Below are 21,889 nucleotides of genomic sequence, written 5' to 3'. Positions count from 1 at the left end.
ATCATGGTTACCACCCCCGAGGCGCGCACCCGCGCCGATGCGCTCGCGGCCACTGCCGCCGCGAGCGCCGATGCCACCCCGGCGCGCACTGCCGCGCGCCGGGGCGGGCACCCCGCCCCCTCCTCGCCTCCCAAGGGTCGCCCGCGTCGGGCCCGGAAGATCGGCGAGCGTGATCGCCCGCTCTGGATGCTCGCCCCCGGCGGTATCTTGATGGTGGTGGTGATCCTGGTCCCGCTGGTGCTGGGACTGGTGATTTCCCTGATGGATCTCGACCAGTACACGCTGCGGCAGTGGATCAGCGCCCCGTTTATCGGCATCTCCAACTATGTGGAGGCGCTGACCAAGTCCTCGCTGATCCAGTCCATCGGCATCAGCGTGGGCTACGCGGTCCTGGTGACCCTGATCTGCCTGCCGATCGGTGTCGCCGCGGCCCTGGCCACCCAGAACCGCTTCCGCGGTCGGGGCCTGGTTCGCTCGCTGTTCCTGGTGCCCTACGTGCTGCCGACCTTCGTGGTGGGTACCGTGTGGCGCACCATGCTCCAGCCCGACGGGGTGGGCAACGCGATGCTCAAGAACTTCGGCATCGACGGGGGCCTCTGGCTCAACGGACCGCAGTCCTACTGGGCGCTGGTGTTTGTGCAGATCTGGGCATCCTGGCCCTTTATCTACCTGCTGGTGCTTTCGGGTCTGCAGTCGGTGGACTCCGAGGTACACGAGGCATCGGCGCTGGACGGTGCCGGCTGGTGGACCAAGCTGCGCTACGTCATCCTGCCCTACCTCAAGGGCCCGATCACCCTGGCGCTGATCATCTCCTTCCTGCACTCGGTCAATAACTTCACCCTCCCGTTTGTGCTGTTTGGAATCCCCGCACCGGCGGATGTCAACGTCCTGCCCGTGCTCACCTACATCACCGGCTTCCAGAACTTCAGGTTCGGACTGTCGGCCGCGATGGCCGTGATCTCGCTGATCCTGATCGCGATTCCGCTCTTTATCTACCTGCGAGCAGTGAAGCTCGACACCGGAGAGGATGGTGGTTCCCGTGTCCGCAAGTAACACGATCGCCCCCGTACGCGTGACCCCGCACCGCGCCAGCGCCAAGGAGGGTGCCCGCCAGGCGCAGATCCACCGGCTGTTGCCCAAGCCCCTGCTGATCGTGATCCTGGCCGCGCTGCTGGTCTTCTCGATGGTGCCGGTGCTCTACATCTTCTTCGCCTCGATCAACTCCGACCTGGCCGTGGCCCGCGGGGCGTTCTGGCCCACCGAGCTGACGTTTGAGAACTACTCGAAGATCTGGACCACGGTGGACCTGGGCACCGGACTGGTGAACAGCGTGCTGGTGGCCGGCGGCGTCGCGATCGTCTGTGCCGGACTCTCGGTCTCCACCGCCTATGTGCTGGTGCGCTATGCCTTCCGCGGCCGCCTGCTGGTACTGCGCGGTCTGCTCGCGCTGCAGTCGATCCCCGGAACCCTGCTCCTGCTGCCGGTGTTTGTGCTCTTCTCCAGTGCGGCGAGCACGCTGGGTGTGCAGATCATCGGTACCCGCTGGGGCCTGTTCCTCACCTACCTGACCTTCGCGCTGCCGTTCTCCACCTGGGTCATGGTGACCTACCTGCGTGGCCTGCCGCGCGAGCTTGAGGAGGCTGCCCGCCTGGACGGGGCCTCACCCTTCAAGATCCTCACCCGGATTATCGTGCCGCTGAGCTGGCCGGGCATCGTCGTCTCGGGCATCTTCGCGTTCCTGCTGGGCTGGAACGACGTGCTCTTCGCCTCGGTGATGACACGCCCGGAGTCTCGAACCGTGGCCGTCTCGCTGCAGATTTTTGGGGCCACCCAGGAGGGCGGTGCCGTCCCGGTTTATGGCCAGATGATGGCCGCCGCGCTGGTGTGTGCGGTGCCCGTTGTTGTTCTCTACCTTATTTTCCAGCGCTACCTTGTTGGTGGCCTCACCGCAGGAGGAGTTAAGTAATGACCGCATCATCCACCCCCACCTGGACCCTGTCCGGGTTCGGGGACGAGATCCATGAGGATCCCCGCATTCAGATCGCCGTGCTGCAGGCGCTCGGTGCCCAGCACATCGAGGTCCGCAGCGCCTGGGGCATCAACATCGTGGAGCTTGACGATGCCCGGCTGGAGGAGCTGCGTGCGCTGCTCGCCGAACAGGAGATGGGGGTCTCGGCCATCGCCTCGCCGCTGGGCAAGGTGGATATCACCTCGGACTTCGACGCCGAGCTGGCACGCCTGGACCGCGCCATCAACGCCGCCAAGGTGCTGAACAGTCGCTACATCCGCATCTTCTCCTTCTACTACGGCGAGGGCGTGGACGTGGACTCGATCCGCGAGCCCGTGATCGAACGCCTGACCCGCTTTGCCGAGATCGCCCAGGCCGCGGGGATCGTGCTGCTGCACGAGAACGAGAAGGACATCTATGGCGACACCCCCGCCCGGGTGCTCGACCTGATCACCTCGGTGAACTCGCCGGCGCTCCGCGTGGCCTGGGACAACGCCAACTATGTACAGGTGGGAGCGGTGCCCTTCGATGACGGATTCGAGGACCTGCGCCCCTACCTGGAATACCTGCAGGTGAAGGACGCCCTCGCGAGCGACCACTCGGTGGTTGCCGCGGGCGAGGGTGATGGCCAGCTGCGCGAAACCCTCGGTGCCCTGGCATCCGACGGGTTTGCCGGCTTCGCCTCGCTCGAACCGCACCTGTCCGATGCATTCGCCACCGGCGGATTCTCCGGGGCCGCCGCCTTCGGGCGTGCAGCCCGTGCCTTTAGGGGCCTCACCGATGAACTGGGAGTAACACTCAAATGACCACCGCAACACCCACCCGTGCCGTCATCATCGGCTGCGGCGTGATCGGCACCCACCACGCCCGCGTCCTGGCGGCCCACGAGGCCTTCACCGTGAGCGCGCTGGTGGATGTCTTCCCCGAAGCCCTCACCACCCTCGCCGACCTGCTGCCCACCGAGTATCCGGTGGAGCGTCCGCGCACCTTCGCGACCCTGACCGAGGCGCTTGAGGCCGGAGACATCGACCTGGTGGTCATCACGACCCCCAGCGGTCTGCACGTAGACGCGGCCCGGGAAGCACTCGCCGCCGGCGTGCACGTGGTGATCGAGAAGCCGATCGACGTGGACCTGGTGCGCGCTCGCCGCATCGCCGACCTGGCCGATGAGGCCGCCGAGCGCGGACTGATCGTCAGCGTCATCTCCCAGCACCGCTTCGATCCGGCCAGCGTGCTGGTCAAGCAGGCCATCGATGCGGGCCGCTTCGGGCGGGTCACCTCGGGTTCGGCCACCGTGGCCTGGTGGCGCGGACAGGACTACTACGACAGCGGTAACTGGCGTGGCACCTGGGAACTCGACGGTGGCGGCGCGGTGATGAACCAGGGTGTGCACACCGTGGACCTGCTGCGCTGGACCCTCGGCACCCCGGTGGAGGTCTACGCCCGCACCGCACTGCTCGCCCACGAGCGGATCGAGGTTGAGGACATCGCGGTGGCCACGGTCGCGTTCGAATCCGGTGCCCTCGGCGTGATCCACTGCACCACGGCCGCCTACCCGGGGCTGAATACCCGCCTGCAGGTGCTCGGCTCGCGCGGCTCCGCGGTGATCGACAACGACCGCCTGGAGTACTTCCACGCGGCCGGCGGCGCCGACCTGATTCCCGGAACCGGGTTGAGCGCGGTGGGCACCGCGAACCAGGCAGCCGAGGTCATCGACGCCGGTCAGCTCTCCACCTCCCCGCGGGAGGACGGCGACTTCCTCGCCGCCCACACCCGGCAGTATGACGACATCGCCGCCGCGCTGCGGGACGGCCGTGACCCGGGCATCACCGCCCGCGACGCGACCCACTCGCTCGCACTCGTGCACGCGATGTACGCCTCGGCGACCCTGGGCACCGCGGTGCTGTTCGCCGACGTGCTCGCCGGAAAATATGACGACCTCACCCTGACGACGGGACGCGCATCATGAAGTATTCGGTATTCACCGCCTCGACCCCCGATTGGACCCCGGCAGAGGCCGCCCAGATCCTGGCCGCCCAGGGCTGGGACGGCATCGAGTGGCGCATCACCGACCAGGACGAGGCCACCCCGCCCGGATTCTGGGCCGGAAACCGCGCGACCTGGCCGATGACCGGACTCGAGGACCACCTCGATCAGATCCGCGAGATCACCACCGCCAACCGTCTGGAGTTCTCCGGCATCGGCGGGTACGCCCAGCTGGAAAACCGGGTGGATGCCGAGCGGATGCTCGCCGCAACCGCCGCCGTCGGCGCGACCCAGGTGCGCATCGCGATGCCGCGGGTGGATGGACGCAACTACGCGGACCTGTTTGCCCAGGCCCGCACCAACCTGGAATACATCGTGACGGTGGCCGAAAAGCACGGCGTCAAGGCGCTGGTTGAGCTGCACCACGAGACCATCACCCCGTCGGCCTCGGCCGCGCGCCGCCTGGTCGAGGGGCTGAACCCGCAGTTTGTCGGGGTGATCCACGACGTGGGAAACCTGGTCAACGAGGGCTTCGAAAACCACCTGGCCGGCTTCCAGCTGCTCGGGGAGTACCTGGCACACGTGCACATCAAAAACGCCCGGTGGGTGGTGGATCACGTGGAGCAGGACGGCACCCACGTCTGGCGTCATGAGTGGACCACCCTGCGCGCCGGACAGGCAGACCTCGCCGGATACGTACGCGATCTGGTGACCTTTGGCTATGACGGCTGGATCACCCTCGAGGACTTCTCCACCGAGGTCCCGCTTGAGCAGCGCACCGCCGAGAACCTCGCCTACGTGCGCGGCCTGGTCGAGGCCGCGCAGGCGGGTTCGCGTGACTAGCTCCGCCGCGGCCGGGGACCGGGTACCCACCCGGACCCGGCCGCACCCCCGCATCCGGATCGCCCACCTGGGCCTCGGCGCGTTCCACCGTGCCCACCAGGCCTGGTACACCGAGCTGGTGCAGCGCGAGAATCCGGGGGACTGGGGGATCGAATCGTTCACCGGACGCTCGCCCGCGCAGGCCGAGATTCTGGCGGCCCAGGATGGCGTGTTTACGCTGGTGGTGCGGGCGGCATCCGGGGACACGTATGAGCGGGTCGAGTCGATTGCCCGAGCCAGCGACGGTAATGACACCGCGCGCTGGCGTGCCCGACTGGCCGATCCGGACACCGCGATCCTCAGCCTGACGATCACCGAGGCGGGTTACCGGCGTGGCCCGGACGGGACCCTGAATCTGGCCGATCCCGATGTGGCGGCCGATATCGAGGTCCTGAGGGCGGCGGTTTCGGCTTCGAACCCGGCCCGAGATCAAGGCGGACCGGACGGACGCCGAGCCGCATCCGCTCCGGGCTGTGTGAGCGCACCGGGCCGGATCGTGGACGGGCTGCGTGCCCGCCGCGACGCGGATGCCGGGCCGATCGCAATCCTCAGCTGCGACAACCTCGCCGACAACGGTGCGGTCACCCGCGCGGTGGTGCTGGACCTGGCCACCCGGGTGGACCCGGCCCTGGCTGCGTGGATCCGGGACAACGTCTCGTTTGTGTCGTCGATGGTGGATCGAATCACCCCGGCCACCACCGATGCCGATCGCCGTGAGGTAGCCGAGCACACGGGACTCGCGGACGCCGCGGTCATCGTGACTGAGCCGTTTGCCGAGTGGATCATCGCCGGAGACTTCCCGGCCGGTCGTCCGGCCTGGGAGCAAGCCGGCGTGCGCTTTGTGGATGAGATCGAGCCCCATGAGCGGCGCAAACTCTGGCTCCTCAACGCCGGACACTCGATGCTGGCCTATGCGGGACTGGCGCGCGGACACCGGACCGTGGACGCCGCCTTCGCCGATCCCGAGCTCGCCGAACGCCTGGAGACCCTGTGGTCCGAGGCCGCCGAGGTGCTGCCGCAGAGTGAGCACGAGATCGATGCAGCCCGGGCCGCACTGCGTGAGCGCTTCTCTAACCCGCGAATCCGGCACCACCTGGCCCAGATTGCCCTGGGCGGTGCCCATAAGCTGCCGCCACGGATTTTTGACGTGGTGCGAGCACGCCGCGCCGCGGGGCTTGGCGTGGGTACCAGCGCGATCCCGATCGTGGAGGAGTGGATCGCCTATCTGGGCCAAGCGGACACCCCGGACGCCGAGTCCGCTCCGCTGGGTGCGGGGATTGAGGCGGGAAGCCTGGGTGTCGAGGACGTGCTGGGGATCCTGGCCCCGGACCTACGCGAGGTTTTTGGGCTGCAGGCGATTGAATCCTGACCGATCCCGAATCGCAAGGCGGCCGCACCATCCCTCCCGGATGGTGCGGCCGTCGCCGTCCCGGGCCCGACGATTCACACTCGCCGGGAAAACTCGGTTAGACTAGGCGCTGAACTTCGGCGAGGGCTGTCCTTCGGGATAAGCCGTTATCGACGCGGTGGGCAAGGCCTCGGCTTTTCCTCACGCTGATATGCGTTCGAGTTGAAACCATCCGGGTCCCCGAGGCCCGCCACATCAAGGAGTAATTATGGCTGACAACAGCGTAAACCTGGACGCCGAACTGCGTACCTCTTTCGGTAAGGGTGCCGCCCGCAAGCTGCGCGCCGCCGGCAAGATCCCCGCCGTCATCTACGGTCACGGCACCGAGCCCAAGCACGTGTCGCTGCCCACCCACGCCACCGGCCTGATCGTGCGTCACACCAACGCCCTGATCAACCTGAACATCGAGGGCACCGAGGAGCTCGTTCTCGTGCGCGAGGTTCAGAAGGACCCGGTTCTGCGCATCATCGAGCACATCGACCTGGCGGTTGTTGTGAAGGGTGAAAAGGTCGAGGTTGAGATCCCCGTTCACGTTGAGGGCGACTCGGCTCCGGGCACCCTGGCAAACGTTGAGACCAACACCCTGCGTCTGCTGGTTGCCGCAACCAACATCCCCGCGAACGTTGTGGTTTCGATCGCCGGTGCCGAGGAGGGACAGCACGTCCACGCCAAGGACGTCGTTCTGCCCGAGGGTGCCGAGCTCGTTGACGACGCAGACCTGCTGATCGTCCAGGTTGCCGCCGCTCCGGCCGCTCCCGCCGAGGACGAGGCCACCGAGGCTGCCGCCGAGTAGTTCTCGCGCTTACCTGCGCGCCCCGTTCTCCCTGGTGGAGGGCGGGGCGCGTTTTTTGGGTGGGGGAACCGCGCTACCCTGGACACATGACAGATTCGGCGCATCCTCGCCGCTGGTGGCACGTTTTTTTGGGAGCACGGACACAGAACATGGCTGCAGCAAACACCTGGCTGGTGATCGGACTCGGCAACCCCGGCCCACGCTATGAGCGCACTCGGCACAACATCGGACAGATGGTGATCGCCGAGCTGGCCGGCCGGCTCGGGCAGCAGCTCAAGCGGCACCGCAGTGCGGCCCTGGTGGCCGAGGGCTTCCTGGCCCCGGGCGGACCCAAGCTCATCGTGGCGACCCTGACCAGCTTCATGAACGTCTCGGGGAAGCAGACCGCGGCACTGGCCTCGTTCTACTCGATCCCGCCGGAGCGAATCATCGTCATCCACGATGAGATGGACATCCCCTTCGACAGCATCAAGCTGAAGATCGGCGGCGGGCACGGCGGCCACAACGGGCTGCGCGATATCGCCGCGGCCCTGGGAACCCCGGAGTTTATCCGGGTGCGTACGGGGGTGGGGCGTCCGGTGGGGCGGCAGGACCCGGCCGACTTTGTGTTGGCACCGTTCACCGCGGCCGAGCGGGAGACCCTGCCCATCCTCATTGCCGATGCCGCCGACGCCACCGAACTGGTGGCTACCGAGGGGCTGACCGCCGCACAGCAGAAGTTCCACAGCCGCGGCTAGGTCCCGGCACCACCCGCATTACGACCAACGGCCTCCTTCCGAGGAAGGAGGCCGTTGTGGATTCGCCGTTTAGTCGGTGACGGTGAGGTTTGCTACCCGGTCTCGGGCCGCGTTCAGGGTAAACCGGAAGCGACGGACCGTGGGCCCCTCGGGACTGTCGGTGTTGATGCGGTAGAGCAGCGTGATGCCGTGGGCGTCGCGCTCAACCCCAAAGTGCTGGGCGCTCACGCGGCGCTCGGTGAACTGGTGCGCCCAGCGCAGGAGTTCACCGTCGCCCACGTACTCGTCATTGTGATCGGTGATCCGGGCGTCCTCGGTGACCAGCGCCAGCAGCGGGGTCGGGTCGGGGAGCACCGCCGATGCGACAAATTCGGTGATGACCGCGGGAAGATCGGTTGCGTTTTCGAGGGTGGCCGAGAGGGTCATGCGGTTCAACTTTCGCCGGGGGACGGGGTGATGATCAACGCTGATCGGGTGGATGTTCACACCATGATTCCCTGCCTCCCCCGACAGTGGGTGAATCCTGGCACCAAATGAACCATAAGCTGTCGCATTTCACTGCATGGTTTTCGGCGTGGATGATGCATGCATGTTTGGTGTCGCGGTGGCGGGGATTCCTCTCCAAAATTGGCGTGTTTTCCACTTGGTAAGGGCGCATTGGGGAGGTGTTTATGCGGGAAACGAATGCTTGAGTGGAGTTTGGCAACGCGTCGCGCAGGGGCTCAGTTCGGGCGCTTTTGCTGGATAGCAGGCACTATCTAGAGACCTTGGGTGTAAAATCACTCGGCTGTTCGTCGATTGTGGTTTCGCTCAGGGCACAGGAACGGCGGATGCCGATGTCACCGGTGCCGTCTAGAATTACTCGGTGATGCTTTCGGGTCTGATTTCAGCGCTTTCTGGCGCGCCCTCATTTTCCGCTGCCCTGGACTATGCCCCGCGCGATGCCGATTTCTCGGTCGCCGAGGGCCTGACCGCCCCGCTGATTGCCGGGCTGGTTGAACGCCGTCGTGAGGCGGGTGCCCCGCCGGTGGTGCTGGCGATCACCGCGACCGGACGCGACTCGGAGTCGCTGATCGCGAGCCTCCGCGCGCTCCTGCCCGGTGGCGATATCGTCGACTTCCCGGCCTGGGAGACGCTGCCGCATGAGCGCCTGAGCCCGTCCACCGAGATCGTCGGTAGGCGTCTGGCCGCCCTGCGGGCACTGCGCACCTGGGATGGCGAGCGTACGCTGATCGTGGTGGCCTCGGTGCGTGCGGCCCTCCAGCCGCTGGCCGAAAACCTCGCCGATGCCGCCCCCATCTCGCTGGTTGCCGGGGCGCGCGGTCACGACCTCCAGGAGCTGGCCGCCCGGCTGGTTGAGGCCGCCTATGTGCGGGTAGACCTGGTGGCGCGGCGCGGGGAGTTTGCGCTGCGCGGAGGCATCCTGGACGTCTTCCCGCCCACGGCCGACCATCCTTTCCGAGTCGACTTCTTCGGTGATGAGGTCGAGCAGATCCGCCGCTTCTCGGTGGCCGATCAGCGCTCCCAAGAGGAGGACCTGCCGGGAATCGAACTGGCACCGGCCCGCGAGCTGCTGCTGACGGCCCCGGTGCGTCAGCGCGCCCGCGAGATGCAGCATGAGTTCCCCGGCATCTCGGGCATGCTGGAAAAGATCGGCGAGGGCATCCCGGTCGAGGGCATGGAGTCCCTGGCTCCGGCGCTGCTGGAACGCCTGGTCAACGTGGGCCACTACCTCCCGGCGGGAACCGCGGTCGCGGTGGCCTCGCCCGAGCGGGTCACCACCCGGGCGATCAGCCTCGCCGAAACCAACCGCGAGTTCCTGGCCGCCGCCTGGAGCGCGGCAACCGCGGGGGCCGGAGCGCCGATCGATCTGGGCGGGGGAGAGTTCATCACCCTGGGCACCCTGCGCGACTCGCTCAAGTATTCCCGCCCCGGCGAGCCCAATACCGACCACCCCTGGTGGACGTTCAGCTCCTTCCAGCAGGGTCCCGTGGGCGGCGATATCGACATCGATGCGCTGCTTGAGGTACGGGTAGAGGCCGAGACCGTGCCGAGCTTCGCCGGAAATGTCGAGGGGGCGATCGCCCACGTGGGTGAGCGCCTGCGCGCGGGCTGGTCGGTTGTGGTGACCGCCGGCGGACAGGGCCTTCTGGAGCGTGCCCGCGACGTCCTGAGCGAAGCCGGCCTTGCCGCCCGCATCGTGACCGAGCTGCCCGCCGAGCTGGAAACCGGTGTCGCGTTCCTGGTCCAGGCGAGCCTGGACCACGGCTTCGAGATGACCGAGATCAACCTGGGCCTGATCAGCGAGGCCGAGTTCTACGGTCGCGCGGTGGGCTACGACTCCCGCGCGGTCAAGAAGCTGGCCTCGCGTCGCCGCAACGTGGTGGATCCGCTCCAGCTCAACCCCGGCGACCACGTGGTGCACCAGACCCACGGCATCGGACGCTTCGTGGAGATGACCCAGCGTACGGTCTCGACCGGCGGGCGCAACCCGATCAAGTCGCTGCGCGAATACCTGGTGCTGGAGTACGCCCCGAATAAGCGTGGCTACCCCGGCGATAAGCTCCTGGTACCCACCGATCAGCTCGACCTGCTCTCGCGCTACGTGGGCGGCGAGGCCCCGCAGCTGTCCAAGATGGGCGGTTCGGACTGGTCCCAGGCCAAGTCCAAGGCGCGCAAGGCCGTGCGAGACATCGCGGTGGAGCTGGTGAAGCTCTACTCGGCCCGGATGAACAGCGTGGGCCACGCGTTCGGGCCCGACACACCCTGGCAGCGTGAGCTGGAGGAGGCGTTCCCGTACCCCGAAACCCCCGACCAGCTGACCACCATCAGCGAGGTCAAGTCCGATATGGAAAAGCCGATCCCGATGGATCGTCTACTCTCCGGCGACGTGGGCTTTGGTAAGACCGAGGTTGCCGTGCGCGCGGCGTTTAAGGCGATTCAGGACGGCAAGCAGGTCGCGGTGCTGGTGCCCACCACGCTGCTGGTCAAGCAGCACTTCGAGACCTTTGCCGAGCGTTATGCGGGCTTCCCGATTCACCTGCGCGCGCTCAGCCGTTTCCAAACCGCCAAGGAAGCCAAGGAGATCATCGCCGGGCTCGAGTCCGGGACCGTGGATATCGTGATCGGTACCCACCGCCTGCTCACCGACAATGTGCTCTTCAAGGACCTGGGCCTGGTCATCATCGATGAGGAGCAGCGTTTCGGTGTCGAGCACAAGGACAAGCTGAAAAAGCTCAAGACCAATGTGGACATCCTGGCGATGAGTGCAACCCCGATCCCGCGCACCCTGGAGATGGCGGTGACCGGGATCCGTGAGATGTCGACGCTGGCGACCCCGCCCGAGGAGCGTCAGCCGGTGCTGAGCTTTGTCGGTCCCTATAACGACAAGCAGGTCGCGGCCTCGATCCGGCGTGAACTGTTGCGTGAGGGCCAGATCTTCTTTGTCCATAACCGCGTGCAGAGCATCAGCCGGGTGGCCTCCCACCTGGCCGAACTGGTGCCCGAAGCGCGCATCGCGGTGGCGCACGGAAAGCTTTCCGAGCATCAGCTGGAGCAGGTGGTGGTCGACTTCTGGGAGCGGAAGTTTGACGTTCTGGTGTGTACCACGATCATCGAAACCGGCCTGGATATCTCCAACGCCAACACGATCATCATCGACCGCGCCGATAAGTACGGTCTGAGCCAGCTGCACCAGCTGCGTGGACGGGTGGGGCGTGGGCGCGAGCGTGCGTACGCGTACTTCCTCTACGATCCCGCCAAGCCACTCTCCGAGACCGCGCATGATCGACTCTCCACGATCGCCGCCAATAACGAGCTGGGCTCGGGCATGCAGGTCGCGCTCAAGGATCTGGAGATCCGTGGTGCCGGAAACATGCTCGGTGGTGAGCAGGCCGGGCACATCGCCGGGGTCGGGTTCGACCTCTATCTGCGGATGATCGGCGAGGCCGTCAACACGTTCCGCGGCGAGGACACCACCGGTCCGACCGAGCTCCGTCTTGAGCTGCCGATCGATGCCCACATCCCCGAGGACTATGTGGATAGCGAGCGTCTGCGTCTGGAGGCGTACCAGAAGCTTTCCAGCGCGGCTTCCTCGGCCAAGATCACCGATGAGGATCGGATCGACCTGGTGGTTGAGGAGCTGCAGGATCGCTACGGGACCCCGCCGCTTGAGGTGCGCAACCTGATCGCGGTCTCCAAGCTGCGGCGCCGGGCCCAGGCTTCGGGGCTCTCGGACGTGATCACGATGGGACCCAACCTCCGCATCGCCCCGGCGCACCTGCCCGATTCGCTGCAGGCACGCCTGCGCCGGATGTATCCGCAGGCCAAGCTGCTGGCCGGCGGCGACGCCCTGGTGCTGCCGCAGCCGCGGATCGACGGCGAGGCTCTGTCCGATGGTGACCTGATCGACTGGGTCTACACGCTGCTGGACGCGCTGTTCCCGATCACCCGGGCGACCAAGGAGTAGCACGCGTTCCGCGTGTCTCGGGAAGACTCGGGACACGCGGGACGAACCGCCTGACAACCACCGGTTCGGCGGTTTCTCGGGTGCCGCGTGGTTTACTGGGTCGGTGCATCACAACGTCTCCGCCCCGCCCCTTTCCACGCCGGCCCGGCGCACCCTGCCGTGGCCGATCCTGCTGTTGCTGGGTGTGATCGCGGTCGCCATCTCGGTGACCGGTTCCTGGATCCCCTCGCTGTGGGGCGACGAGGCCGCGAGCATCATGTCGGCCCAGCGGGACTGGGGATCGCTCTGGGCGATGCTCGGCACCGTGGATGCGGTGCACGGGCTGTACTACGCGTTCCTGCACCTCTGGATCGACGTCTTCGGGGCGAGCCCGTTCTCGGTACGCCTCCCCTCGGCCCTGGCCGTGGGCGGCGCGGCGATTCTGCTCGCGCGCTTTGCCACGCTGCTGGCCGGACGCGGGGTGGGCATCGTGGCGGCGCTGCTGTTTGCCACCGTGCCCCGGGTGACCTACTACGGCACCGAAACCCGCGCCTATGCCTTCACGATGCTGCTGGTCATCTGGCTGCTGTTTGTGCTGGTGCGCCTGGTGGCCCGCCGAGAAACTCGGGTACTGCCATGGGTCGGATTTGCCGCGCTGTTTGCGCTGTCCAGCGTGGTGTTTATCTACACGGTGCTGTTTGTGGTGGTCTTCGCGATCATCGTGCTGATGATGCGCCCGGGCCGCAAGGTCGTCCTGCGCGCCGCCGTGTGGAGCGCACTGGGCGGGATTCTCGCGGTTCCGGTGCTGATCTATGCGTATCTTGAACGTGAGCAGGTCGCCTACCTGCACTCGCGTGATGGGCTGACGATGTCGGCGCTGTTTGAAACCCCGTGGTTCTCGCAGCAGCTGCCCGCGCTGATCGGCTGGGGCCTGATTCTGGTCGGCCTGGTGCTGGCAATCCTCGCCCGGGTGCGCCGCGGATCCGATGCCGCCTGGAGTGTGCGTCTGCGCGCCCTCTACCGTCCCGAGGACCCCGCCCTGCCGGGCGTGCTGACCGTGGCGATCCCCTGGCTCGTGGTGCCCTCGGTGCTGCTGGCGCTGGGCACCGCGGTGACCCCGCTGTACTCCCCGCGCTACCTTGCCTTCACCGCGCCGGCAATCGCGCTGCTGATGGCCGTGGGCCTGGTCGCGGTGACCCGACTCCTGCGTGCCCGCTGGCTGATCCCGATCCTGGTGGTCGCCGTGATGCTCGGCTCGCTGCCCACCTACCTCGGCCAGCGCACGCCTTATCCGCGCAACGGCGGGGTGGACTGGAACACGCTCTCGGAGACCGTGGCCGCCCATGCGAAGCCCGGGGAGTCGATCATCTTTGATCAGACCGCGATCAACGCCCGCAAACCCCGCCTGGCCAAGTATCTCTACCCCGAGGCCTTCGAGGGGCTCAAGGACGTGGGGCTAAAGACCCGCTTCGATCAGACCGACGGTCTCTGGGACAAGGCTTACTCGACCTCCGAAACCATCAAGCGTCTTGACGGCGCGCAGACCGTGTGGCTGGTGCGGGCGGGGGAGCGGTTCTCCACCGACCGGGCCAAGAGCGACGCCTACGTCACCGAGCTGGAGGCCGCCGGCTACACCGCGACCGAAACCCACGACCTCCACCGCTCGATCCTGGTGCGGTACGAACTCACCCGCTAATAGACAGGGCCCCGGAAATCTCCGGGGCCCTTCTGCGTTACCGAGCCGCGCCTATGCGGCGACCGATGTTCGGCGACGCATCACGGTCAGCGCGATGGCGGCGGCGATGGCCGAGACGACCGAGCCCAGCAGGACCGCCAGGATGCCCTGGTCGGAGAGGGCGAGGTCGTTTTCAAAGGCGAGCGTGGTCATCAGCAGGGAGACGGTGAACCCGATGCCGCCGAGCAGGCCCACCGCGACGATCTCATGGGTGCGCATGCGCTCGGCTGTGGGGGTCGAGCCGTTGCGGCTCAGCAGCCAGGCACCGAGTAGGCCGCCGAGCGTGATGCCGATTAGCTTGCCGATCGGCAGCGCGGCCAGGATGCCCCAGAAGGGGGCGGAGAGCTCACCCAGCGGCACGTGGGGGATGACCACCAGGGTGGCCGAGAAGGCAAAGATCGGCAGGACCAGTCCCGCGCTCCACGGTTCCAACCGGTGACCCAGCTTATGGCCCACGCCGGCGGGCAGGATGAGTCCGAAGGCGACTCCGGCCAGGGTCGCGTGCACACCCGAAAGCTGGGTGAGGACCCAGGTGGCGATGCCCAGAATCACCAGCAGGATGCCCAGCATGATCCGAGCCTCACGCGAGGTTGCGCGACCGAGTGCGCGGGCCACGATCGCCGCGACCACCAGCACGATGACCGCACCGGCGAGGGCAAGCAGGTCGGGGCTGCCGCCGAAGAAGATCGCAATAATCAGGATGGCGATCAGATCATCCAGCACCGCCAGGGCCAGCAGGAACACCCGGATTCGCGGGGGCAGACCGCGTCCGAACATGGCCAGCACCCCCAGCGCAAATGCGATATCGGTCGCGGTGGGGATCGGCCAGCCGCCGGGCTGCCCGGCGGGCGCGGCAATCAGCAGGTAGACCAGGGCGGGCACCACCACACCACCCACCGCGGCGATGGCCGGGTGCAGGGCGCGCTGCCAGGAGTTCAGCTGCCCGGCGGTGAGCTCATGGCGCAGGTCGATGGCAACCACCAGGAAGAAGATGGCCAGCAGGCCGTCGCTGATCCAGTGCCCGATGCTCAGGGTCAGCGAACCGACACCCACCTCGGTGTGCTGGAGATCGAGGAGGTCCGGGCCCAGGGGCGAGTTCGCCAGGATGATCCCGGCGAGGGCTGCCCCGAGGAGGAGGAGTGCGCCCGTGCGCTCGCTGCGCAGGGCGGGTTTGACGTGGGAAAGAATCATGCTGTCCGATCGTGATGTGCGCAGATGCGCCGAATACTAACCGTGATCCGTTGGGATCTCCGGGCCGACCAGACTTCCCGGCACTCCACCCACAGAATATCAGTTGACCGCCTTGTAGGCTGGGATTCCGCGACCCGAGCCGGAGGATTCGATGCCCACTCCCCAGAACCCCGCCGATCGGGTTGCCGCCCTGGCGGTTGTCCCCGCCGCCGAGTTTCCCGGTGTTGCCGCGTATGCCGATGCGGGGGCCGAGCTGTCAGCCTATGCCGCCGCGATGCACCAGACCCGTCTCGACTGTGTCTGGACCGAAGCAATGACCCACGCGGGCCTGCGCCGCTACCTGCTTGAGGAGACCCACGAGCTGCTGGAGGCCCTCGATGAGGCCGATCCGGTGCACGTGCGCGAGGAACTGGGCGACCTCCTGCTGCAGATTGTGTTCCACGCCGAGATCGCCGCCGGGGACCCGGACGCGGGCTTTGACCTGGCGGATGTGGTGCGTGATGCCCGGGAGAAGATGGTTCGACGTCATCCCCACGTGTTTGGGCCCGAGGGGGCCGCCGACGTGGACGAGGTCCTGCGGGTGTGGGGCGCGGCCAAGGCCGCCGAGAAGTCCGAGCGGACGGGGATCCTGGACGGGATCGCCCCGACCCTGCCCGCCCTCGCCCGGGCGCAGAAGGTGGCCGCGCGGATCGCCCGGGCCGGGGCGAGCGCCGAATCGAGCGACACCCTGCCGTCCGGGCCGAACAGGACTCAGCCCGCCGTGGCGAGCCACACCGTGCCCGCCGATCCGAGCGACACCCTGCCGTCCGAGGTATTCGCAGACGAGCAGAGCCTGGGCGACTACCTCTATGCGCTTGCCGCCGAGGCTCAGGCGCGGGGGCTGGATGCCGAGTCCGCACTGCGCACCGTCGCAACCCGCCGGGCGGAGCGCGCCTAGCCGCCGAGGCCAATGATGCGTCGCCGATCCGGATGCCGGGTCCGCGGCGCGAGCCTCAACGGGTGAAGCCCGGGTGAACGGGCGTGCGCCGAAATCCTGCGGCGGGTTCACTCATGCCAAAATGGGAGCATGGCAACAGTTAGTGCACCGCGCGGCATGCGCGATTTCCTCCCCGCCGAGAAGGCACGTCGTGAGCACGCGCTCTCCGTGATCCGCCGGGTTTACCGTCGTTTTGGCTTCGATGAGATCGAAACCCCGGTACTGGAAAACTACGACCGCCTGCATTCGGGTCTGGGCGGCGACAACGAGAAGATCTCGTTCAACGTGCTCAAGCGCGGCATCGGTGCCGAGGAGTTGCGCGCCGCCGCCGAGAGCGATGACCTCTCCAGCCTGACCGACCTGGGCCTGCGCTTTGACCTGACCGTTCCGCTGGCCCGCTACTATGCGACCCACCGCGCCGAGCTGCCCAGCGTGTTCCGCTCGGTGCAGATCGCCCCGGTCTGGCGCGCCGAGCGTCCGCAGAAGGGCCGCTATCGCCAGTTTGTGCAGTCGGACATCGACATCATCGGTGAGGCCGGGATCCTGGCCGAGATCGAGCTGATCGGCGCGACCACCGAGGTCCTGCGCGAGCTGGGCATCACCGGCACCCGGGTGCGGATCAATGATCGCCGCCTGATCACCGGGATGCTGGAGGCCTTTGGCTTTGCTCCCGAGGAGTTCTCCGGTGTGCTGATCACCATCGACAAGCTCGACAAGATCGCCGCCGCCGGCGTGATCGCCGAGCTGCGTGAGCGCGGGGTGACCGCCGCGGCGATCGACGCCCTGGCCGTCTTCCTGGAAACCGAGCACGCGGACACCGCGGAATTCTCGGCCGAGTCGATCGCCGCCCGTCTGCCCGCGGGCGTGGACCCCGAGGTGATTGCCGAGCTGGCTCAGATCGGTGCCTCGACCGAGAGCGATCTGGTTTTTGACCCGTTCCTGGTGCGCGGCATGGGCTACTACACCGGTCCGATCTTCGAGATCGAGCACGCCGACTTCGGCTATGCCCTTGGCGGCGGCGGTCGCTATGACGGCATGATCGGCCGCTTCCTCGGACAGGAGGTGCCCGCGGTCGGCTTCTCGATCGGCTTCGAGCGTATCGTGGACCTCATCGAGGCAGACGCGGCATCCGCCGAGGAATCCCTCGTGCTGATCTATGACCGAAACGTGGACCCCGCGGCGCTCATCGCGCTGAAAAACGAGGTGGCCGCCTCGGGCACCCGGGTGCGGTTGGACAAACGTGCAAAGAACTTCCGGGCCGTCCTGGAGCGGGCTGCGGAGGCGGGCTACACCGCCTATGCGACCGTATCGGCGGAGACCAGCGGGGCGTCCGATCTGGACGTTAAACCGCTCGGCGCGGCCGAATAGGCCGGATAGACTGACAACTAGCAGTACACACCCTGATCAAGGAGAAAACATCGTGGCACTTGTTGAATTCGTGAACGCTCGCGAGATTCTGGACTCGCGCGGAAACCCGACCGTTGAGGTTGAGGTTGGACTGGACGACGGTTCCTTCGCCCGCGCAGCGGTGCCGTCCGGCGCCTCCACCGGCGCCTTCGAAGCCTATGAGCTTCGTGACGGCGACAAGGCTCGCTACGGCGGCAAGGGTGTGCTGAACGCCGTCAACGCCGTGATCGAGGAGCTCGCCCCGGCCATCGAGGGTCTGCCCGCCGATGACCAGCGCGTGATCGACGCCGCCCTGATCGCGGTTGACGGCACCGACAACAAGAAGCGCGTGGGCGCCAACTCGATCCTGGGTGTGAGCCTCGCCGTTGCGCGCGCCGCAGCCGACGCCTCGGGCCTGCCGCTCTACCGCTACCTCGGTGGCCCGAACGCGCACGTGCTGCCCGTTCCGCTGATGAACGTGATCAACGGTGGATCGCACGCCGACACCTCGGTCGACATCCAGGAGTTCTTCCTGGTTCCCCAGGGTGCCGCCACCTTCTCCGACGCACTGCGTTGGGGCACCGAGATCTACCACGTCCTCAAGGGCGAGCTGAAGTCGAGCGGCCTGGCCACCGGCCTGGGTGACGAGGGTGGCTTCGCCCCCGACCTCGCCAGCAACCGTGCTGCACTCGACTTCCTGATCGCCGCAATCGAGAAGGCCGGCTTCACCCCCGGTAAGGAGATCAGCCTGGGCCTCGACGTCGCCTCGAGCGAGTTCTACCGCGAGGGTGCCTACCAGTTCGAGGGCAAGGCACGCACCGCCGCCGAGATGACCGCCTACTACGCCGACCTGGTCGCCAACTACCCGATGGCCACCATCGAGGACCCGCTGGACGAGGACGACTGGGAGGGTTACTCCATCCTGACCGCCGAGCTCGGCAAGAAGGTTCAGATTGTTGGTGACGACCTGTTCGTGACCAACCCCAAGCGTCTGGCCAAGGGCATCGAGCGCGGCGACGCCAACTCGCTGCTGGTCAAGGTCAACCAGATCGGTACCCTGACCGAGACCCTGGATGCCGTGTCGATGGCTCAGCGTGCCGGTTACACCGCGATCCTCTCGCACCGTTCGGGTGAGACCGAGGACACCACCATCGCCGACCTGGCCGTGGCCACCAACGCCGGTCAGATCAAGACCGGTGCGCCGGCTCGTTCGGAGCGCGTTGCCAAGTACAACCAGCTGCTGCGTATCGAGGAGGAGCTGGAGTCGGCCGCCGTTTACGCCGGTGCTTCGGCCTTCCCGCGCCTGAAGTTCTAATTCTGCGGCAAACGTACTCATTTCGGCGGGCCTGGCGGCCTTCCTGAAAGCTTTCGGTACGCGGGAGGGTCATCCGAGGTTCTGGATGATCCGCCCGTAAGCTGAACGCAGTACTACCGGTACTCCCGGTCCTGGTCCCCTCGGGGACGCGGGGCCGGGAGTCCGTTTTTCTCGGGTTCCTTCCCCTCGGCGACGTTGCGGAGAGGGCCCCGAGTTCCGGGTCCGCATCGTGACGGCCCGCGCATCGACCAGCGAAGGGAATACCGCCATGACCGAGACCGGAAGCAGTGCCCAGTCCGGGTGGATGCGTCGTCTTCGGCTGTCCGGGTTTGCCGCCATTATGCTCGGCGTGATCGCGCTGGGTGTGGTGATCATCGCGCCGAACCTGAAAACCTATGTCGAGCAGCGTCAGCAGATCGCGATCTACCAGAAGCTGGTGACCGACGATAAGCACACGGTGAAAAACCTGATGGCCGAACGTGAGCGCTGGAACGACAAGACGTATATCGAAACCCAGGCGCGAGACCGGCTCTACTACGTCAACCCCGGTGAAACCACGTACACGGTGCGCAACGATCTGGATCCCGCGGTTTCCGGGAAGGAACCCGATCCGGTCAGCGACAAGGTGAAAACCGGAGACGCGAACTGGTCGGAAAACCTGCTCGGTTCGTTCCTGAGCGCAGGTCTGGGTAAGGTTGCGGTGGGGAATACACCCGAAAAATAGGTGTATCCCGCACCAGAGTGACCAGCCGTAGGAGAAAAACGCATGACCACCCCGCCCTTTGACCCGGTAACCGACGAGGATATTGCCATCGTCTCGGCCCAGCTTGGCCGTCCGGCACGCGATGTGGTGGGAATTGCCGCACGCTGCGTGTGTGGGGCCCCCACGGTGGTGTCGACCAAGCCGCGCCTGAGCGATGGTACCCCGTTCCCGACCTTCTACTACCTGTGCCACCCGGCCGCGACCGCAGCAATCTCGCAGCTTGAGGCCGAGCACGTGATGAACGAGTACAACGACCTGCTGGCCGAGGATGAGGACCTGCGTACCCGCTATGCGGCCGCCCACGAGGCATTCCTCGCCGACCGCTACAGCATCGAGGACATCCCGGAAGTACACGGTATCTCCGCCGGCGGCATGCCCGTGCGCGTGAAGTGCCTGCACGCCCTCGCCGGTCACGCCCTGGCCGCCGGACCGGGCGTCAACCCGATCGGCGATCTGGCTCTTGAGCGCGCGACCTGGTCGCCGAATGTCTGCGAGTGCCCGGACTACTCGGCCGCCGAATAACACTCTTCGGGACACGCGCGATGGTGCGTGTCCCAAGGGAGCAGCCACTGGTCCAACAGGCCCGCACATTAGTGTTTCACCGACTGCACATCCGCCCGTTTACCGCGTGAACGCGGGGTTAACGCCGGGGCAGTGCTATCGTTGAATCTGCTTGGTGCCAGTGCTGCTGCCGCAAGCCCCTCGGACGCTCCCGTGTCGGAACGCCTCGATTTGCAAACACCCCTCGCTACAGGAGAAATCTCACAGTGCCTAAAATTCTGATCGTCGGCGGCGGCTACGCGGGTTTTTATACCGCGTGGAAGCTGGAAAAGCACCTTCGGGCCGGGGAAGCAGAGGTCACCATGGTCGACCCGCTGCCCTACATGACCTACCAGCCGTTCCTCCCCGAGGTTGCGTCCGGTTCGATTGACCCGCGTCACGCGGTTGTCGCTCACCGTCGTCACCTGAAGAAGACCCACATCGTTACCGCGAAGGTCACCTACATCAACCACGCCGAGAAGAAGGCGACCATCCAGCCGCCCGTCGGCGAGGCGTACGACTTCGAGTACGACCAGATCGTGATCACCGCCGGTGCCGTTTCGCGCACCTTCCCGATTCCGGGTGTGGCGGATGAGGCGATCGGCCTCAAGACCATCGAGGAAGCCGTCGCGATCCGCGACCGCATGCTGCACAACTTCGACCTGGCCTCGCAGATGCCGGCCGGTCCGGAGCGCGACCGCCTGCTGACCGTCACCGTCGTTGGTGGTGGATTCGCCGGTATCGAGGTCTTCGCCGAGCTGCGCAGCTTCGCCTCGGACCTGCTGTCGCAGTACACCGAGCTGACCTTCGATGACGTGCACTTCAACCTGGTTGAGGCCGCCCCGCGGATCATGCCCGAGGTGTCGCTGGAGACCAGCCACTGGGTGCTGAAGAACCTCGCCGAGCGTGGTGCCAAGGTCTTCCTGGAGACCCAGTTCTCCTCCTGTGTCGACGGCAACGTTGAGCTCTCGGACGGCACCAAGTTCGAGTCGGACCTGATCATCTGGACCGCCGGTGTCATGGCGACCCCGCAGATCGTCCGCAACACCGACCTGGAGATCGAGGCTCGTGGCCGTCTGGTCACCCGTCCCGACCTGCGTCTCGGTACCGAGGATGCTCCGGTTGAGGGTGCCTGGGGTGCCGGTGACGTCACCGCCGTTCCCGACCTGTCCGGTGGCGGCGTGGGTGGCATGTGCGTGCCCAACGCTCAGCACGCCGTGCGTCAGGGCCGTCTGCTGGCCAAGAACCTGGTTGCCGTCCTGCGTGGCGAGAAGCCCAAGGACTACTTCCACAAGAACATGGGTGCGGTTGCCGGTCTCGGTATCGGCATCGGCGTGTTCCAGTCGGGCAAGTTCTCGATGAAGGGCTTCCTCGCCTGGGGTGCTCACCGCGGATACCACGGTCTGGCCATGCCGACCTGGGAGCGCAAGTGGCGCGTCATCTGGGGCTGGTGGCACAACGTGTGGCTGGGTCGCGACATCGTTGGCCTGTCGGCCACGCTGACCCCGCGTCGCGCGTTCGAGGAGTTCGCTTCTCGCCCGAAGCCGCCGGTAGAGGCAGCTCCGGAGGCGCCGAAGGCCGAGGCCCCCAAGGCTGAGAAGCCCGCGAAGGCCGAGAAGCCTGCCAAGGCTGAGGCTGCCAAGGCCGAGAAGAAGGCCGACAAGGCCGAGGCACCGGCCGCCAAGTAGCTGCCGTCATTCAGGGGGTTCGATCCACGGATCG

The 21,889-nt window shown here is 66.6% G+C and carries 18 protein-coding genes; 16 read left to right on the top strand and 2 right to left on the bottom strand.

What is annotated here, in order from left to right:
• Nucleotides 1-3: 3 nt before the first annotated feature.
• From D9V34_RS01440 to pth, 8 genes are all read left to right on the top strand, one after another.
• On the top strand, nucleotides 4-1,053 hold the full coding sequence (locus D9V34_RS01440; RefSeq protein WP_121687164.1) for a carbohydrate ABC transporter permease: 1,050 nt from the start codon (nucleotides 4-6) through the stop codon (nucleotides 1,051-1,053).
• Complete coding sequence (locus D9V34_RS01435; protein ID WP_245991809.1) at nucleotides 1,040-1,966, top strand: carbohydrate ABC transporter permease; 927 nt, start codon at nucleotides 1,040-1,042, stop codon at nucleotides 1,964-1,966. Before D9V34_RS01440 ends, D9V34_RS01435 begins: the two co-directional genes overlap by 14 nt.
• Complete coding sequence (locus tag D9V34_RS01430) at nucleotides 1,966-2,814, top strand: sugar phosphate isomerase/epimerase family protein (protein WP_121687162.1); 849 nt, start codon at nucleotides 1,966-1,968, stop codon at nucleotides 2,812-2,814. The genes D9V34_RS01435 and D9V34_RS01430 overlap by 1 nt, the downstream gene beginning before the upstream one ends.
• Nucleotides 2,811-3,977 (top strand): Gfo/Idh/MocA family protein, encoded by a 1,167-nt coding sequence (locus D9V34_RS01425; protein ID WP_121687161.1) that lies wholly within the window; start codon nucleotides 2,811-2,813, stop codon nucleotides 3,975-3,977. The genes D9V34_RS01430 and D9V34_RS01425 overlap by 4 nt, the downstream gene beginning before the upstream one ends.
• On the top strand, nucleotides 3,974-4,837 hold the full coding sequence (locus D9V34_RS01420; RefSeq protein WP_121687160.1) for a sugar phosphate isomerase/epimerase family protein: 864 nt from the start codon (nucleotides 3,974-3,976) through the stop codon (nucleotides 4,835-4,837). The genes D9V34_RS01425 and D9V34_RS01420 overlap by 4 nt, the downstream gene beginning before the upstream one ends.
• Entirely contained in the window at nucleotides 4,830-6,245 is a 1,416-nt protein-coding gene (locus D9V34_RS01415; protein WP_183091806.1) for a mannitol dehydrogenase family protein, read from the top strand. Before D9V34_RS01420 ends, D9V34_RS01415 begins: the two co-directional genes overlap by 8 nt.
• A gap of 247 nt (nucleotides 6,246-6,492) precedes the next feature.
• Complete coding sequence (locus D9V34_RS01410) at nucleotides 6,493-7,077, top strand: 50S ribosomal protein L25/general stress protein Ctc (protein ID WP_030148397.1); 585 nt, start codon at nucleotides 6,493-6,495, stop codon at nucleotides 7,075-7,077.
• 149 nt (nucleotides 7,078-7,226) lie between these two features.
• Complete coding sequence (gene pth, locus D9V34_RS01405) at nucleotides 7,227-7,814, top strand: aminoacyl-tRNA hydrolase (protein WP_121687158.1); 588 nt, start codon at nucleotides 7,227-7,229, stop codon at nucleotides 7,812-7,814.
• 69 nt (nucleotides 7,815-7,883) lie between these two features.
• Here pth and D9V34_RS01400 read toward each other — a convergent pair whose 3' ends face one another.
• Nucleotides 7,884-8,240 (bottom strand): hypothetical protein, encoded by a 357-nt coding sequence (locus D9V34_RS01400; protein ID WP_147441586.1) that lies wholly within the window; start codon nucleotides 8,238-8,240, stop codon nucleotides 7,884-7,886.
• A gap of 439 nt (nucleotides 8,241-8,679) precedes the next feature.
• Between D9V34_RS01400 and mfd the strand changes: the two genes are divergently transcribed.
• Both mfd and D9V34_RS01390 read left to right on the top strand, forming a co-directional pair.
• Nucleotides 8,680-12,282: a transcription-repair coupling factor gene (gene mfd, locus D9V34_RS01395; protein ID WP_121687156.1), complete on the top strand. Its 3,603-nt coding sequence runs from the start codon at nucleotides 8,680-8,682 to the stop codon at nucleotides 12,280-12,282.
• Between the two features lie 103 nt (nucleotides 12,283-12,385).
• On the top strand, nucleotides 12,386-13,957 hold the full coding sequence (locus tag D9V34_RS01390) for a glycosyltransferase family 39 protein (RefSeq protein WP_121687155.1): 1,572 nt from the start codon (nucleotides 12,386-12,388) through the stop codon (nucleotides 13,955-13,957).
• Between the two features lie 51 nt (nucleotides 13,958-14,008).
• Here D9V34_RS01390 and D9V34_RS01385 read toward each other — a convergent pair whose 3' ends face one another.
• Nucleotides 14,009-15,187: a Na+/H+ antiporter NhaA gene (locus D9V34_RS01385; RefSeq protein WP_121687154.1), complete on the bottom strand. Its 1,179-nt coding sequence runs from the start codon at nucleotides 15,185-15,187 to the stop codon at nucleotides 14,009-14,011.
• Between the two features lie 151 nt (nucleotides 15,188-15,338).
• On the opposite strand from D9V34_RS01385, the gene D9V34_RS01380 reads away from it, so the two are divergent.
• The 6 genes from D9V34_RS01380 to D9V34_RS01355 all read left to right on the top strand — a co-directional run bounded on the left by D9V34_RS01380 (nucleotide 15,339) and on the right by D9V34_RS01355 (nucleotide 21,855).
• Nucleotides 15,339-16,124: a MazG nucleotide pyrophosphohydrolase domain-containing protein gene (locus tag D9V34_RS01380; protein ID WP_245991808.1), complete on the top strand. Its 786-nt coding sequence runs from the start codon at nucleotides 15,339-15,341 to the stop codon at nucleotides 16,122-16,124.
• A gap of 129 nt (nucleotides 16,125-16,253) precedes the next feature.
• Nucleotides 16,254-17,531 (top strand): histidine--tRNA ligase, encoded by a 1,278-nt coding sequence (gene hisS, locus D9V34_RS01375; protein ID WP_121687153.1) that lies wholly within the window; start codon nucleotides 16,254-16,256, stop codon nucleotides 17,529-17,531.
• A 52-nt stretch (nucleotides 17,532-17,583) separates the two neighbouring features.
• Nucleotides 17,584-18,864: a phosphopyruvate hydratase gene (eno, locus tag D9V34_RS01370; RefSeq protein WP_030148405.1), complete on the top strand. Its 1,281-nt coding sequence runs from the start codon at nucleotides 17,584-17,586 to the stop codon at nucleotides 18,862-18,864.
• 268 nt (nucleotides 18,865-19,132) lie between these two features.
• A complete protein-coding gene (locus tag D9V34_RS01365; protein WP_121687152.1) occupies nucleotides 19,133-19,588 on the top strand; it encodes an FtsB family cell division protein in 456 nt (151 codons plus the stop codon).
• Nucleotides 19,589-19,630: 42 nt separating this feature from the next.
• Nucleotides 19,631-20,149: a DUF501 domain-containing protein gene (locus D9V34_RS01360; RefSeq protein ID WP_121687151.1), complete on the top strand. Its 519-nt coding sequence runs from the start codon at nucleotides 19,631-19,633 to the stop codon at nucleotides 20,147-20,149.
• 245 nt (nucleotides 20,150-20,394) lie between these two features.
• On the top strand, nucleotides 20,395-21,855 hold the full coding sequence (locus D9V34_RS01355) for an NAD(P)/FAD-dependent oxidoreductase (protein WP_121687150.1): 1,461 nt from the start codon (nucleotides 20,395-20,397) through the stop codon (nucleotides 21,853-21,855).
• The last annotated feature ends 34 nt before the right edge of the window (nucleotides 21,856-21,889 follow it).

The sequence above is a fragment of the Mycetocola lacteus genome, assembly GCF_003667575.1.
Taxonomy (GTDB): domain Bacteria; phylum Actinomycetota; class Actinomycetes; order Actinomycetales; family Microbacteriaceae; genus Mycetocola; species Mycetocola lacteus.
This window is presented reverse-complemented; position numbering and strand designations above follow the sequence as displayed.